Origin of the sequence: Cupriavidus sp. UBA2010 (assembly GCF_002335265.1) — a bacterium.
Lineage (GTDB): Bacteria > Pseudomonadota > Gammaproteobacteria > Burkholderiales > Burkholderiaceae > Cupriavidus > Cupriavidus metallidurans.
Window position 1 is genome coordinate 285,082 of the sequence record NZ_DDCI01000010.1, and the last position, 14,703, is coordinate 299,784.

General features: G+C 64.5%; 11 protein-coding genes and 2 tRNA genes. 9 read left to right on the forward strand and 4 right to left on the reverse strand.

The features are described from left to right. The first annotated feature begins 5 nt into the window (after nucleotides 1–5). The 3 genes from B2246_RS06805 to B2246_RS06815 are packed head-to-tail and all read left to right on the forward strand — an operon-like array spanning nucleotide 6 to nucleotide 3,070. Nucleotides 6–461: a hypothetical protein gene (locus B2246_RS06805; protein ID WP_060784569.1), complete on the forward strand. Its 456-nt coding sequence runs from the start codon at nucleotides 6–8 to the stop codon at nucleotides 459–461. Beyond that, a complete protein-coding gene (xth, locus tag B2246_RS06810; RefSeq protein ID WP_286880893.1) occupies nucleotides 458–1,255 on the forward strand; it encodes an exodeoxyribonuclease III in 798 nt (265 codons plus the stop codon). Before B2246_RS06805 ends, xth begins: the two co-directional genes overlap by 4 nt. A 3-nt stretch (nucleotides 1,256–1,258) precedes the next feature. Further along, entirely contained in the window at nucleotides 1,259–3,070 is a 1,812-nt protein-coding gene (locus B2246_RS06815) for a SulP family inorganic anion transporter (RefSeq protein WP_286880895.1), read from the forward strand. A gap of 119 nt (nucleotides 3,071–3,189) precedes the next feature. On the opposite strand, the gene B2246_RS06820 is transcribed toward B2246_RS06815, so the two are convergent. Further along, a complete protein-coding gene (locus B2246_RS06820) occupies nucleotides 3,190–3,453 on the reverse strand; it encodes a DUF1488 domain-containing protein (RefSeq protein ID WP_008650441.1) in 264 nt (87 codons plus the stop codon). A 260-nt stretch (nucleotides 3,454–3,713) separates the two neighbouring features. Between B2246_RS06820 and B2246_RS06825 the strand changes: the two genes are divergently transcribed. Next, nucleotides 3,714–3,789 (forward strand) — tRNA-Lys (locus tag B2246_RS06825). A gap of 194 nt (nucleotides 3,790–3,983) precedes the next feature. Here the strand turns inward: B2246_RS06825 and B2246_RS06830 are convergent. Further along, on the reverse strand, nucleotides 3,984–5,375 hold the full coding sequence (locus B2246_RS06830; protein ID WP_040011231.1) for an 8-oxoguanine deaminase: 1,392 nt from the start codon (nucleotides 5,373–5,375) through the stop codon (nucleotides 3,984–3,986). Nucleotides 5,376–5,495: 120 nt separating this feature from the next. Next, nucleotides 5,496–6,395: a LysR family transcriptional regulator gene (locus B2246_RS06835; protein WP_035881885.1), complete on the reverse strand. Its 900-nt coding sequence runs from the start codon at nucleotides 6,393–6,395 to the stop codon at nucleotides 5,496–5,498. A gap of 120 nt (nucleotides 6,396–6,515) precedes the next feature. On the opposite strand from B2246_RS06835, the gene B2246_RS06840 reads away from it, so the two are divergent. From B2246_RS06840 to B2246_RS06860, 5 genes are all read left to right on the forward strand, one after another. Beyond that, nucleotides 6,516–6,591 (forward strand) — tRNA-Lys (locus B2246_RS06840). Between the two features lie 255 nt (nucleotides 6,592–6,846). Continuing rightward, nucleotides 6,847–7,827, forward strand: coding sequence for a Bug family tripartite tricarboxylate transporter substrate binding protein (locus tag B2246_RS06845; protein WP_008650447.1), 981 nt, complete (start codon nucleotides 6,847–6,849; stop codon nucleotides 7,825–7,827). A gap of 175 nt (nucleotides 7,828–8,002) precedes the next feature. Next, nucleotides 8,003–8,341: a hypothetical protein gene (locus tag B2246_RS06850; RefSeq protein WP_024569438.1), complete on the forward strand. Its 339-nt coding sequence runs from the start codon at nucleotides 8,003–8,005 to the stop codon at nucleotides 8,339–8,341. 390 nt (nucleotides 8,342–8,731) lie between these two features. Further along, nucleotides 8,732–9,253, forward strand: coding sequence for a hypothetical protein (locus tag B2246_RS06855; protein ID WP_035881883.1), 522 nt, complete (start codon nucleotides 8,732–8,734; stop codon nucleotides 9,251–9,253). 125 nt (nucleotides 9,254–9,378) lie between these two features. Next, entirely contained in the window at nucleotides 9,379–14,250 is a 4,872-nt protein-coding gene (locus B2246_RS06860; protein ID WP_286880900.1) for an NAD-glutamate dehydrogenase, read from the forward strand. A gap of 21 nt (nucleotides 14,251–14,271) precedes the next feature. Here B2246_RS06860 and B2246_RS06865 read toward each other — a convergent pair whose 3' ends face one another. After that, nucleotides 14,272–14,667 carry a hypothetical protein gene (locus tag B2246_RS06865; protein WP_008650454.1) on the reverse strand — a complete coding sequence of 132 codons (396 nt, stop codon included), beginning with the start codon at nucleotides 14,665–14,667 and terminating at the stop codon, nucleotides 14,272–14,274. Nucleotides 14,668–14,703: the final 36 nt, after the last annotated feature.

Consider the following 14,703-nt stretch of genomic DNA (forward strand, 5'->3'; position numbering starts at 1 on the left):
GGACCATGAACATTCCTTTCCCGATTCGCAAGGAATGTCCACCGGGCGCCTGTGTCTGCAATCGCGACGCGCTGCTGGCGGACCCCCACGCCGATCTGCGCATCCTGCAACTGACGCAGCAGGAAGAGAAGAAGCTGGTGGACCGGCTGGAAAGCATTGCCACACTCGATGAACTCGAGCGGATGAAGACGAGGATGCGCGAGTTGCTCGGCATCGAGGTCAGCATCACGCCGAGCGACAACGTGGTACGCACGACGCGCGGCTTCCGCATTGAACTTGCGGACCAGCCAGGCCTGTGCCGCAAGACCCGGCAGGCGATCCCAGCCGCGATCCGCCGCAGCATGGATACCCATCCGGAAATCGCCTACGCGATCCTGGACCAGCGCGGACTGCTTGGCGGCATGGACGCCATCGGCGACGCGCACGGCGACAACGACAATCCAAACAAAAACGAGATATGAGAATCGCAAGCTGGAACGTCAACTCCCTCAAGGTACGTCTGCCGCAGGTACTGCAATGGCTAGGCGCTCAGGATGCCGCGGGCGCGCCGATCGACGCGCTGTGCCTGCAGGAACTGAAGCTGCCCGATGACAAGTACCCGCTGGCCGAACTCGAAGCGGCCGGCTTCCATAGCATTTTCACGGGCCAGAAAACCTACAACGGTGTGGCGATCCTGGCACGCAACGCGGCCATGCCCGTGCCGACTGACGTGGTGCGCAACATTCCCGGCTATGAGGATGCGCAGCAACGCGTGATCGCCGGCACGTACGGCGACGTACGTCTGATCAGCGCGTACTTCCCGAATGGCCAGGCGCTGGACTCGGACAAGTTCGTCTACAAGCTCGACTGGCTCAAGGCCATGACCGAGTGGCTGCGTGCCGAGATGGCCCGGTATCCGAAACTCGCGCTGCTGGGCGACTTCAACATCGCCCCGGAAGACCGCGACGTCCACGACCCGGCCAAGTGGGAAGGCCAAAACCTGGTCTCGCCGCAGGAGCGCGACGCGTTCCGGACATTGATCGGCCTGGGTCTGGTCGACTCATTCCGCATGTTCGAACAGCCCGAGAAAATGTTCTCGTGGTGGGATTACCGAATGATGGGTTTCCGCCGCAATGCCGGGTTGCGTATCGACCATATCCTGCTTTCGGCCGACCTGGCGCGGCAGTGCGCGACATGCGTCATCGACAAGGAGCCCCGCCGCTGGGAGCAGCCGTCCGACCACACCCCGGTCGTGGCCACGCTCACGCTCGGCTAGCCGATGCGTACGAATCTGGCCCTGACGCGCTGGCTTCCCTGGCTCCCGCGCGTTACGCCGCTGACGCTGCGCGCTGATCTGATTGCCGGCCTGCTCGGCGCGGTGCTGGTGCTACCGCAGGGCGTGGCCTTTGCCACGCTGGCAGGTCTACCCCCGCAGTACGGCATCTATACGGCAGTGATCCCCTGCATCGTCGCCGCCCTGTTCGGCTCGAGCTGGCATGTGATGTCGGGGCCGACCAACGCCAATTCCCTCGCGCTGTTCGCCATGCTGAGCCCGGTGGCATTTGCGGGCAGCCCCGCCTATATCTCGCTGGCGCTGGCGGTCACGATGCTGGTCGGCATCCTGCAACTGGCGGTAGGCGCGCTCCGGCTCGGATCGCTCGCCAATTTCATTTCGCCATCGGTACTACTCGGTTTCACCTGTGGCGCCGCGACCTTGATCGGACTTCACGCGCTGAAGGATCTACTCGGGCTTGCCGTGCCAACTGGCACGAGCGCATTCGGCGTGGTGCGCTTCCTGCTCGACAATCTCGACACGGTCAGCGGTAGCGCGTTGATCGTCGGCGCCGTGACGCTGGCGGTCACGCTGCTCGTCAAACGGATCTCGCGCCGCGCGCCTTTCATGCTGATCGGCCTGCTCGCCGGCTATGGCGTGGCGCTGCTGCTCAACACGACGGGCTGGGGCGACGCCAGCCATGTGAACGTGGTGGGGCCGATTCCATCGGCGATCCCGCCGTTCCATATCCCCGACATCAACTGGCGCACGGTGCCTGACCTGCTTGGCATTGCCTCGGCACTGACCATCGTCGCGCTCGGCCAGTCGATTTCGATTGCCAAGGCCGTGGCCTTGCGCTCGGGCCAGCACATCGACGCCAATCGCGAGTTCATCGGCCAGGGGCTGTCGAATATCGCGGGCGGATTCTTCTCTGGCTACATTTCGTGCGGGTCGCTGAACCGCTCGGTCCCGAATTTCGAGGCCGGCGCGCGGACGCCACTGGCCAGCGTGTTCTCTGCGCTGCTGCTGGTCGTGCTCGTCATGGTCAGCGCCCCGTTGCTGGCGCAGATTCCGCTGGCGGCGATCTCGGCCATGCTGCTGCTCGTGGCCTGGGGCCTGTTCGATTTCCAGCGCCTGCGCCGTATCGCGCGACTATCGCGCACCGAGTTCGCGATCGCGGTAGGCACCTTCGTCGCCACGCTGGCGATCCGGCTCGAGATGGCCGTATTGCTCGGCACGATCCTGTCGCTCGTCGCGTACCTGTATCGCACCTCGCGCCCCGCCGTACGCAGCCTCGTGCCCGATGCCGATGACCCGGGCCGCCGCTTCACACCGCTGGACGAACTGCGCCGCCCCCAACCGGAATGTCCGCAGTTGAAGCTCCTGCGCATGGAAGGCGCGATCTACTTCGGCGCCGTGCAATACGTCACCGATCGCCTGCACTGGCTGCGTACGGTCAACGCCAGCCAGAAGCATCTGCTGGCGATGACCAAGAGCATGAATTTCATCGACCTGGCGGGCGCGGAGATGTGGGAAGCCGAGCTGGCGGAGCGGCGTGCAGCCGGCGGCGACCTCTACTTCCATCGTCCGCGCACGCAGGTCCTCGAGACTTGGGAACAGACCGGTTTCACCGCAAAGCTCGGCGACGACCACATCTTCCCCACCAAGCGACAGGCGCTGCACACGATTATTGGCAGTCTTTCGCCCGACATCTGCGCGCAATGCCAGGCGCGCATCTTCGAGGAATGCGCTCAGCGCCCGGGAGCCGTGCCGCGCTCGCCACAAGCCAGCGCGTCAGACGCAGCAGCCTCTGCCTGAGCGGCAATCGGAACAACCAGACGTTGATATAAGACGAAAGACGGTAGGTATGTGAGCGCGCCGGCCGGTCTACGCGTGAAACGTAGCCGAAGCCGGCGGCGGAGGGGTGCCCCGCCGGGTCAGACCGGCGCCACGTGCGCGCGCTTGACCACGATAGGTTGCGGCACGCCCTGCTCTATCAGCACCAAGGCCGCGCGCTCGATCGTTTCACGACCAGCACGGAAAGCCTCTTCGAGCGACAGCACCTGGTCGGCACTAAAGCCTTCCCACAGCGCCTCGCGTGTTACGACACATGTCACTTGCTCACCATCGACAATCGCGTGGAACAGCAAACCCTCGTTGTTGATGTCGTAGCGGTCTTGCTCCTGGAATTTGATTTCCATCATCACAGCCCTCCAATATGCAAGTGGAAAAGCATCCTAACATGGCTTGGCGGAAATCGTCTTCGATCCCATGCGCGGAAATATGAGAATGCGATGTGTCTCAATGCTCGTCACGACGTCGGGCGAATTCCCATCGCGGCGCACGCGCTGCGCACGAGCATGTCAGTCGTATATGTCAGGGCGATGTGCAGGCTGGCAGAAGAATCTCTCATCAAAGATTTGACAAAGCCAAAAATGCTGCTAGAATCTCGGTCTTCGTCGGGGCGTTAGCTCAGTTGGTAGAGCAGCGGACTCTTAATCCGTAGGTCGAGTGTTCGAGTCACTCACGCCCCACCAGACATCAAAAAGGCCGGAAGCAGCAATGCTTCCGGCCTTTTGCTTTTGGTGGCTTGGCGCCGCTCAATGTCGAGCCCCGAGCCACCGATGTCGCGCCGGTGCCGTCCAGCGCATGCGCCGTCGCAGCACACCAGCCCCAGCATCGACCGGCGTTGATGTCATCCGCTCATCAAATGCCGGACGCTTTCAGCGAATCACGCACCCGCCGCCTGCGCGCGCTCGAACAGTGTGCGCGCCAGGCGCCGATGATCCGACAGCACGTTCGGCAGATCGGCAGTCAGCAGATGTCCGTCGCGAATCACCACGCGGCCATTGATGACGCTCATCGACACATTGCCCGGCGTGCAGAACACCAGGGCCGCCACCGGATCGTGCCCAGCCCCGGCGTAGCCGACGCCCGACATGTCGAAGGCGACGATATCCGCCGACATACCCGGCGCGAGCGCGCCAATATCATCCCGATTCAGCACCTTGGCCCCGCCAAGCGTGGCAATCTCTAGCGCCTCGCGGGCGCTCATTGCGGCCGGGCCATACCCGACCCGCTGCAGCAGCATCGCCTGACGCGCTTCGCCAAGCATGTGCGCGCCGTCGTTCGATGCGCTGCCGTCGACGCCGAGGCCCACAGGCACGCCGGCATCACGCATCCGGCGAATCGGCGCGATGCCAGAAGCCAGCCGCATGTTGGAGCAAGGGCAATGCGCCACGCCCGTGCCGGTACGGGCGAACAACGCCACCCCCTCCTCATCGAGCTTCACGCAGTGCGCGTGCCAGACATCGTGCCCGACCCAGCCCAGATCCTCCGCGTACTGCGCAGGCGTCATGCCGAACTTCTCGCGCGAGTAGGCAATGTCGTTGTCGTTCTCCGCAAGGTGCGTATGCAGCGACACGCCGTAGTGGCGCGCCATCTTCGCGGACTCTCTCATCAGGTCGCGCGACACGGAAAACGGCGAGCACGGGGCCAGCACCACACGCAGCATCGCGTGCCGCGACGCATCGTGATACTGCTCGACCAGCCGCTGGCTGTCGCGCAGGATCGCTGCCTCGGTTTCCACGACGACATCGGGCGGCAGCCCACCCTGGCTACGGCCGACACTCATCGAACCGCGTGCCGCGTGAAAACGCATGCCAATCTGGCGCGCCGCGTCGATCGAATCGTCCAGGCGCGATCCATTCGGATAGAGGTACAGGTGATCGCTGGTAGTCGTGCATCCGGACAGCATCAGTTCGGCCATCGCGGTCTGGGTCGACACACGGATCATCTCCGGCGTCAGGTGCGACCAGAGCATGTAGAGATTGGTCAGCCACCCGAACAGCTCGGCATCCTGCGCGGCAGGCACGGCGCGCGTGAGGCTCTGGTACATATGGTGATGGGTGTTGACCAGCCCGGGCATGACCACATGCCCGCGCATATCGACGACCTCGGCGCGCCCCTCGTCGGCAAGCCGACGGTATTGCTCGGGCAGTTCGGCCGTGGGCCCCACCCACTCCACCGCCGGCCCGTTCGCGACCAGCGCGCCATCGGCAATCTCGCGCCGCTGCGCGTCCATGGTGACGAGTACGTCGGCGTGCTGAAGGATCAAAGTCATGGTGATGTGCATGGGTTGTGAACGTTGCGCAGTCTACGCAACGCCAGTACACACCAAAAGCGCAGAATTTCGCGCTTGGTGTCCACAAAATGAGGACACCTAGACCGTGGACGAGCGGAATTAACGGAACAGGCCGTCCAGCGCCGTGCCGATACGCTCCGCCATCAATTCGGCTGCGGGACTCAGCGGCGCCCGCACCCGCGCAACCATCCTCAACGCTTGCTGCCGTAGATCGCTGTCGCGCAGCGGCACGAACACCACGGCGCCACGTGCGCGCTCATCCATCACATCGAGCGGATTGAGCAGTGCCACGCCGACCCCGGCTGCCGCGAGTCGCTGGATCAACACGACCGAGGTCGATTCCACAGCGGGTGTCACCTCGACCGACTGCCGCGCGAAGGCGTCGTCGACGAGCGCGCGGATCGACAGCGAAGGCGCCGGGAGGATCAACGGATAGCCGGCGCACTCCGCCAGCCGCGTCGACGGCTGCATGGCAAGGGGATGCCCCGGCGCCACCACCGCGCCAATCGACCAGTCACGGCTGGCCATCACGCGGAACGCCGCCACCTCCGGCAAGTCGTACCCGAGCCCCAGGTCCGCATCGCCCTGCTCCACCGCCGCCACAATGCCGGCCACGGGCAGGTCCGCCACACGCACCACGATGCCAGGATGATGCTGACGGAAGTCGTGCACGAGAGACGGCAACAGGGAGCCCGCCAGACCCGACGTGGTCGCAACCGTGACCATGCCACGCCGCGCGCCCTTGATCTCGGCAACGCGCACCTGCAGCGCCTCATGCTCGCGCAGCGTCTGCCGCACGTGAGCGAGCACCATCTCGCCCAACGGCGTCAGGTGCAGGCGGCGGTTGATCCGATCGAACAGCGGCGCCCCCAGCTCCGCCTCTAGCTCAAGGATCTGCCGGTTGATCGCGGTTGGCGCCACGTGCAGATGCTCGGCGGCGCGGCGGATCGAACCACGGCGCACGACTTCATCGAGATAGCGCAGGACACGGGCGTGCATGACGGATAGGAGCCATTGAGACAGTGGGCGCATTGTAAGCGGCACCTGACACGCCGATGAAAAAAATGCGAACAAGGGCTTGCGCAGTATTCGGTACCTTGCTAGAATCTCTTTCTCGTTGGGGCGTTAGCTCAGTTGGTAGAGCAGCGGACTCTTAATCCGTAGGTCGAGTGTTCGAGTCACTCACGCCCCACCAGCGAATTCAGGAAAGGCCGAAAGCAGCATTGCTTTCGGCCTTTTGCTTTGGCGCTCCCGCAGAGCTTCCTGCTTCATACGCGCGTCATTGCTCACCCGCTACGCTCTCCCCCACGCGCATCCACGGGTTCTCCCCGATTCCCCGCCCCCGCCATTTCAGGGTTGAATGCCCGTCGACGTACATCACGGAACGAAGTTCCGTATTGCGGAACCAGCACAACTAGCAACACGTACTAGCAACACCTGGAGGCATCTTTTGAAAGCAGTTCTGAATACGGGCGCCATCGCCGCCCTCGCCGTCCTCGGCCTGACCCAGACCGGCATCGCCCACGCGCAAGCGTATCCGACCAAGCCGATCCGCCTGATCGTGCCGTTCGCCGCCGGCGGTACCACCGATATCGTCGGCCGTGCCGTGTCCGATGCGATCGGCCGTGAACTGGGTCAGCCGGTGGTGGTGGAAAACCGCGGCGGTGGCGGCGGCGCGATCGGCGCCGATGCGCTGGCCAAGTCCTCGCCAGATGGCTACACGCTGGGTATCGCCACGGTCAGCACGATGGCCACCAACCCGGCCACCAACCCCAAGAACCCGTACGACCCGATCAAGGACTTCGCGCCGATCACCAACCTGGTGAACGTGCCGAACGTACTGACCGTGAACCCGAAGGTGCCGGCAAAGAACCTGAAGGAGTTCATTGCCCTGGTGAAATCGAACCCCGGCAAGTACAGCTATGCGTCGGCCGGCAAGGGCAGCATTTCGCACCTGGATGGCGAACTGTTCAAGTACATCACCAAGACCGACATGGTCCACATTCCGTACCGTGGATCGGGCCCGGCGCTGAATGACACGCTGGCCGGACAGGTCAACGCGCAGTTCGACAACCTGCCGTCGTCGATGCCGTTCATCCAGAGCGACAAGCTGCGCGCCCTGGCCGTCGCCGCGCCGAAGCGCGTGGAAGGCCTGCCCAACGTGCCGACGTTCGCGGAAGAAGGCATGAAGGACATGAACAACATGGCCTGGTATGGCCTGGTGGCCCCGGCGGGCACCCCTGCTGCCATTGTCACCAGGGTGCACGATGCGGCAGTCAAGGCCCTGCAAGACCCCAATGTGAAGAAGCGTCTGCACGATGCCGGCGCCTACCCCGACGGCAACACGCCGCAACAGTACACGGCACAGATCAAGCGTGAACTGGAACTGCGCAAGAAGATCGCCGTCGATCAGAACATTACCCTGGAGTAAATGGCGCAATAAGTACCGTATGACGGCCTTGTGACGTGGCTGTCTCGCCGCCTGAACATTGTTACTACAACTTTCGCTAGGCGAGTCTCCACGATCACCGGTACAGTACAGATGAAGTCATTTTTTTCCTATTTGGCCGGGCCCGTAAGCCCGGCGGTTACCTGTGAGGATGATGATGCTGAAGAAGACCGTACCGACGCTGGTTGTTGCCGCCCTGGCTGCCTTGGGCACCATGCAACTGGCCCATGCGCAGAAGAACTACACGGACGGCGGCGATCTTTACAGCGGGGCCCACTCGAAGGACAAGGCCAACCCGAACAAGAGCGCGGCCAAGTCCGGCAAGTTCGATCCGTACACTGACGGCGCCAAGAAGTCGACCAAGTCGGAACTGGCTCCGGGCAAGAAGGCTGACCCGTACACTGACGGGGCGAAGTCCGGCAAGTTCGATCCGTATACCGACGGCGCGAAATCCGGCAAGTTCGACCCGTACACCGACGGCGCCAAGAAGCAGTAAGCGTCGTCCTTCATGGCCCCCGTTCTCAGGCGGGGGCCATGTTTCTCTTCCCTCCCGCCCCCCTCCCCCGCATCGCCGAGTGGATTAACCATCGCTTCCACGCGATTGTGATCCGTCACTGCATTGCCGCTGTCACGCAGGTCTCCCGCCCCCTTTCCAGCACGCCAAGCGGCGCCCGGTTCGCCTCATCCCAAAGACTGACTAGGACATACCCGACCTGTCACACCAATGTCTCTACATTGCTGCTAGTGTTCGGCCTACCAATGATTTCGAGCAGTACCAGGCGTGACCTGCCCGCGTTGAGAGGCAGGCACCCAAGCCGCCCGGGCCGGCCAATGCACCGGCCCAGATTGCATCAGGCGGCAACCCTAATATGGGAGACCTGAGCTAATGCAGCCCAAAGCACTCGATACCCACGAACCCGTAGTGCTCGCGCTGGTCGAGGCCGTCACGGCCTGGCAAGGCGCGCTTGAACAGACCCTGGGCGTATCGGGGCTGACCTATCCCAAATGGCTGCTGTTGCGGGCAATCCGCCACGAGGAATTCGTACGCGGCAAGCCGTGCGAAACCGCCATCTTTCTCGATGTCGCGCAGAGCGAGCATATGCTGCGCGAACTGGGCGACGATGGCTGGCTCGATTTCGATGCTGACGGCACGCCGCGCATCGCACCGGCGTCGGTCGCGCGGATGAAACGCGCAGCGCAGGCCATCAAGGCCCTGCACTCGGTATCCGCCGGTCAGTTCAGCACCTCGGAGCGCGCGGCGCTAAGCAGCTTGCTGCATCGCATGACCACTACGCTGGAAGACCACGTTGCTCGCCATATTCGCCATGCGGCGTGGGAACGCGACGAGATGTCGATGGTCGTGCCGGACGAACTCCGCCGCGTTGCGCAACAGGCTATCGCCGCCTGACCGCCCCGCCCCGCCCCGCAGCCATGACGCCCCGCCCCGCGCGGGGCGTTTCTGTTTTGTCACCCGGGCAAGGCAATTCTTTCCTACAGTGTGATCATGCACCGGCACGCCGCCGAGGAGACACCATGCCCCCGGAAAACGAAGAAAAGGTTGCGCAGTTGCTGGATGAATTGGTCGCGTTCGCGCAAGAACGGCTGCCGGCTGCGACGTTCGGGATTGTCGAACCCCTGCTGCGGCACTACTACGACCTGGCCGATGGCGAGGACCTGCTCGCACGCAACGTGGCCGATCTTTACGGCGCCGTCATGGCGCACTGGCAGACGGCGCAGAAGTTCGTGCCGGGCACCGCCCGATTGCGCGTCTACAACCCGAATCTCGAGGAACACGGCTGGCACTCGGACCACTCCATTGTCGAGATCGTCAACGACGACATGCCGTTCCTGGTCGATTCGGTCACCACGGAGATCAACCGGCACGGACTGACGCTGCACTCGGCCATTCATCCGGTTTTTCGCGTCTGCCGCGACGCGCGCGGCGGCATCGAGAGCATCGGCCTTGGTGGCGGCGAAATGGGTGCCACCAACTGCCGGCTTGAATCGTTCATCCATTTCGAAGTCGACCGCACAGGCGAGGCCACGCAACTCGAAGCCTTGCGCAATGCCATCGCGCGCATCCTCGGCGATGTGCGCGCCGCCGTGGAAGACTGGCCGCGCATGCAACAGATTGCGCGCGACACGATCGGCAGCATGGCCCAGGCCCCCGATGCCGCCACGCCGGAGTCGGTGGAAGCACGCTCGTTCCTGGAATGGATGCTGGACGACCACTTCACGTTCCTCGGGCATCGCGATTACGAACTGATCTCGCGCGATGGCCAGTTCTGGCTGCGCGGCGTGCCCGGCACCGGCGCGGGCATTCTGCGCGAGGCTCTGCGCGACCCCGCGGCCGAGGACCTCACGTCCCTGCCCGCGGCCGCCCGCAGTGTCATCGAGGGCGCCACGCCGATCTTCCTGACCAAGGCCAATTCACGCGCCACGGTGCATCGACCCGGCTACCTCGACTACGTCGGGGTCAAGCTGCTCGACGCTAACGGCAAGCTGTTCGGCGAACGCCGTTTCGTAGGCCTGTACACGTCCACGGCCTACATGGTCAGCACCAGCGAGATCCCGCTGGTACGCCGCAAGTGCGCCAACATCCTGTCGCGCGCCGGCTTCCTGACCAAGGGCCATCTGTACAAGTCCCTGATCACCATCCTGGAACAGTACCCACGCGACGACATGTTCCAGGCCGACGAAAACGAGCTGTTCGACATCACGCTCGGCATCCTGCGACTGCAGGAACACCAGCGCACGCGCCTGTTCGTTCGGCGCGACCGCTTCGACCGTTTCATCTCCTGCCTGGTGTTCGTCCCGCGCGACAAGTACAACACCGACCTGCGCCAGCGCATCCAGAAGTTGCTGATGCAGGCGTTCAACGGCACGGGCTGCGAATTCACGCCGTTGCTGTCCGAGTCCCCGCTGGCACGTATCCAGATCACGGTGCGCGGGCAGCCAGGCACGATGCCGGAGGCCGATACGCGCGAGCTCGAAGAGCGGATCGTGCAGGCCACGCGCCGCTGGCAGGACGACCTGTCCGCCGCGCTGCACGAGACCCGTGGAGAGGAGCACGGCAACAGGTTGCTGCGCCGCTATGGCGACTCGTTCCCGGCTGGCTATCGCGAGGACTATCCCGCTCGTACCGCCGTGCGCGATATCGAACTGATGGAGCACGCGCGCCAGCATCCGAACGGCCTGGCCATGAACCTGTATCGCCCGATCGAAGCGGCCCCCGGCGCGTTTCGCTTCAAGGTATTCCGCGCCGGCCTGCCGATTGCGCTGTCGGCAAGCCTGCCCATGCTCGAACACCTGGGCGTGCGCGTCGACGAGGAACGTCCCTATCTGATCGAACCCGACGCCGGCGACCCGATATGGATTCACGACTTCGGCCTGGAGATCGCCGCCGACCATGAGGGCCAGCCGGTCGATATCGAGATCGAGCGCGCCAAGCCGCTGTTCGAAGACGCTTTCGGACGCGCCTGGAATGGCGAGATCGAGAACGACGACTTCAACCGGTTGGTGCTGCGGGCAGGCCTCGCCGCGCGCGACGTGACGATCCTGCGCGCCTACGCCAAGTACCTGCGCCAGGTGGGCTCCACGTTCAGCAACGCCTACATCGAACAAGCGCTGGCGGCAAACCCGCGTATCGCGGCGATGCTGGTCTCGCTGTTCGTCGCCCGCTTCGACCCGGCCGTTGCCGCCGCCGGCGCACCCGACGATGCCCGCTGCCGCAAGCTGCTGGCCGATATCGAATCCGCGCTCGACCAGGTGCCGAATCTCGACGAGGATCGCATCCTGCGGCTGTTCCTCAACGTGATCAGCGCAACCGTGCGCACCAATTACTTCCATCACGGCGCGGACGGCCATCCACGCCCTTACATTTCGTTCAAGCTCAATCCGGCGCTGGTACAGGGGCTGCCCGAGCCGCGACCGATGTTCGAGATCTGGGTCTACTCGCCACGGGTGGAAGGCGTGCACCTGCGCGGCGGACGCGTGGCGCGTGGCGGTCTGCGATGGTCGGACCGGCGCGAGGATTTCCGCACCGAGGTGCTGGGCCTGATGAAAGCGCAGATGGTCAAGAACACGGTCATCGTGCCGGTCGGCTCGAAGGGCGGCTTCGTCGTCAAGCGGCCGCCGCCGCCCACCGATCGCGATGCCTTCCTCGCCGAAGGCGTGGCCTGCTACCAGACGTTCCTGCGCGGCCTGCTCGACCTGACCGACAACCTTGTCTCCGGCAACCTCGTGCCACCACCCGAGGTGGTGCGTCATGACGATTCGGACCCATACCTCGTGGTGGCGGCCGACAAGGGCACAGCCACGTTCTCGGACTATGCGAATGCCATCTCGGCCGAATACGGTTTCTGGCTCGACGACGCCTTCGCCTCCGGTGGATCGGTTGGCTACGACCACAAGAAGATGGGCATCACCGCGCGCGGCGCATGGGAAAGCGTCAAGCGGCACTTTCGCGAGATGGGCACCGATATCCAGGCCACACCATTCACGGTGGTCGGCGTTGGCGACATGTCTGGCGACGTGTTCGGCAATGGCATGCTGCTGTCTCCCCACATCAAGCTCGTGGCCGCGTTCGACCATCGACATATCTTCCTCGACCCGGATCCGGACTGTGCGAAGAGCCTGGCCGAGCGCGCGCGCATGTTCGATCTGCCGCGTTCGAGCTGGGCCGATTACGACGCCACGCTGATTTCCGCGGGTGGCGGCATCTATCCACGCACGGCCAAGACGATCGCGCTCTCGCCGCAGGTACAGGCGGTGCTCGGCATCACGGCGGCATCGCTGCCTCCGGCCGAACTGATCCACGCGATCCTGATGGCCCCTGTGGATTTGCTCTACAACGGCGGCATCGGTACCTACGTCAAGGCGAGTACCGAAACCCACCAGCAAGCCGGCGATCGCGCCAACGATCCGGTACGTGTCAACGGCAACGAACTGCGCTGCAAGGTGGTGGGCGAAGGCGGCAACCTCGGTTTCACCCAGCTCGGGCGTATCGAGTTTGCCCGCCACGGCGGCCGTATCAATACGGATGCCATCGACAATTCCGCCGGCGTCGACTGCTCCGACCACGAGGTCAATATCAAGATCCTGCTTGGCATCGTAGTGGCCGATGGCGAGATGACCGAGAAGCAACGCAACAAGCTGCTGGCTGAGATGACCGACGAAGTCGGCCTGCTGGTGCTGCAGGACAACTACTTCCAGACCCAGGCGCTCTCGGTCGCGGGCCGCGTGGCGCCGGTGCTGGTCGATGCCGAAGCGCGACTGATCCGCTGGCTGGAACGTGCGGGCCGTCTCAACCGGCCACTCGAGTTTCTGCCCACGGACGAGGACATCACCGAACGCAAGGCGCTGGGCGCCGGGCTGACATCGCCCGAACGCGCGGTGCTGCTGGCCTACAGCAAGATGTGGCTCTACGACGAACTGCTTGCGTCCGATATCCCCGAGGATGTGCTCGTGGCTGGGCTGCTGGCCGACTACTTCCCGCAGCCGCTACGCCAGCGCTACGCGGAAGCCATGCAGCGCCATCCGCTGCGGCGCGAGATCCTGGCCACGCACCTGACCAACATGCTGGTGAACCGCGTCGGCGCCACGTTCGTCCATCACCAGATGGAGGAAACCGACGCGCGGCCCGCGGACATCGTGCGCGCCTGTCTGCTGGCCCGCGATGTGTTCGGGCTTACCGGGCTCTGGGAACGGATCGACGCGCTCGACAATCGCGTCGAGGACGCTGTGCAGGCGCGCATGTTCGGCGATCTGGCGCGGCTGCTCGAACGCGCCACGCTCTGGTTCATCCGCTATCTGCGCGCGGGCGGTACGGTGGAGCCAGGCGCGACCAGGTTCGTCGATGCGGCGCATTGGCTCACGCCGCAATTGCCGACGCTGCTGCCGCCCGAGCCATCGCAGGCCATGGCCGAACGCGCCATGGCCCTGACCGAGGCCGGCGTCGACGAAGATCTGGCGCTACGTGTGGCGGCCAGCGATATCGCGGCGGCAGCGCTCGACATCGCGGAAGTCTCTGGAACATGTGGCCGCAGCCTTGGCGCCGTGGCGGGGGTCTACTTCGCCCTGGACACCGAACTCAACTTCGGATGGCTGCGCGAGCGCGCGTTGTCTCTGCCCGCGGAGACGCACTGGGATCTGCTGGCACGCACGACCACGCTCGACGACCTGGGCCGGCTCAAGCGTGCGTTGACGACGAGCGTGCTAGGCCAGTCGCGCGACACGGACGACCCGCAGGCGCTCATCGAGGGCTGGCGCGGCACCCGTCAGGCGGCGCTGGACCGCTATGCCCAGATGCTGGCCGACCAACGCGCCTCGGGCGTTTCAGGCGTGGCGGCCTTGTCGATGCTGTCCGTCGCGGTCAGGGAGATTGGCTTGCTCGAACGCGCCTGAATCCGGCTGCCACCAGTGGGTTCAGGCGTGACGGTCCTCGTCATCGATGACGTCGTCATCGTCCATGTCGCGCAGCGGCGCCAGGTCGTCGTCATCGGAAAGGTCATCCGGTTCGCCGCCCCGCGCGCGAAACTCCAGGCCGAGTCGCAGGAACAGGTCGAACGCGTCCGCCAGCAGATGCTTCTGCCGTGGCAGCAGGCTGGCGTAGGGCATGTCGTAGATCGACTGGTGCGTGCCGCGCGCACCCTTGAGCCCGCGATCGCGCGCAATGTCGGACAGCAGAGCTGCAAAGCCCGACAGGTCCTGCGCCGCGAGCGCGGTATTGAGCACACGCGCGATGACTTGCGGCGATGCGGCCGCCCAGCCGATGACCTCGGCGTTAGAAGCGGAATCGTGGGATAGGTCGCTGATTTCCATGGCTGTCTTAACGGCCCCGTGCACGCTGGCTTGAGC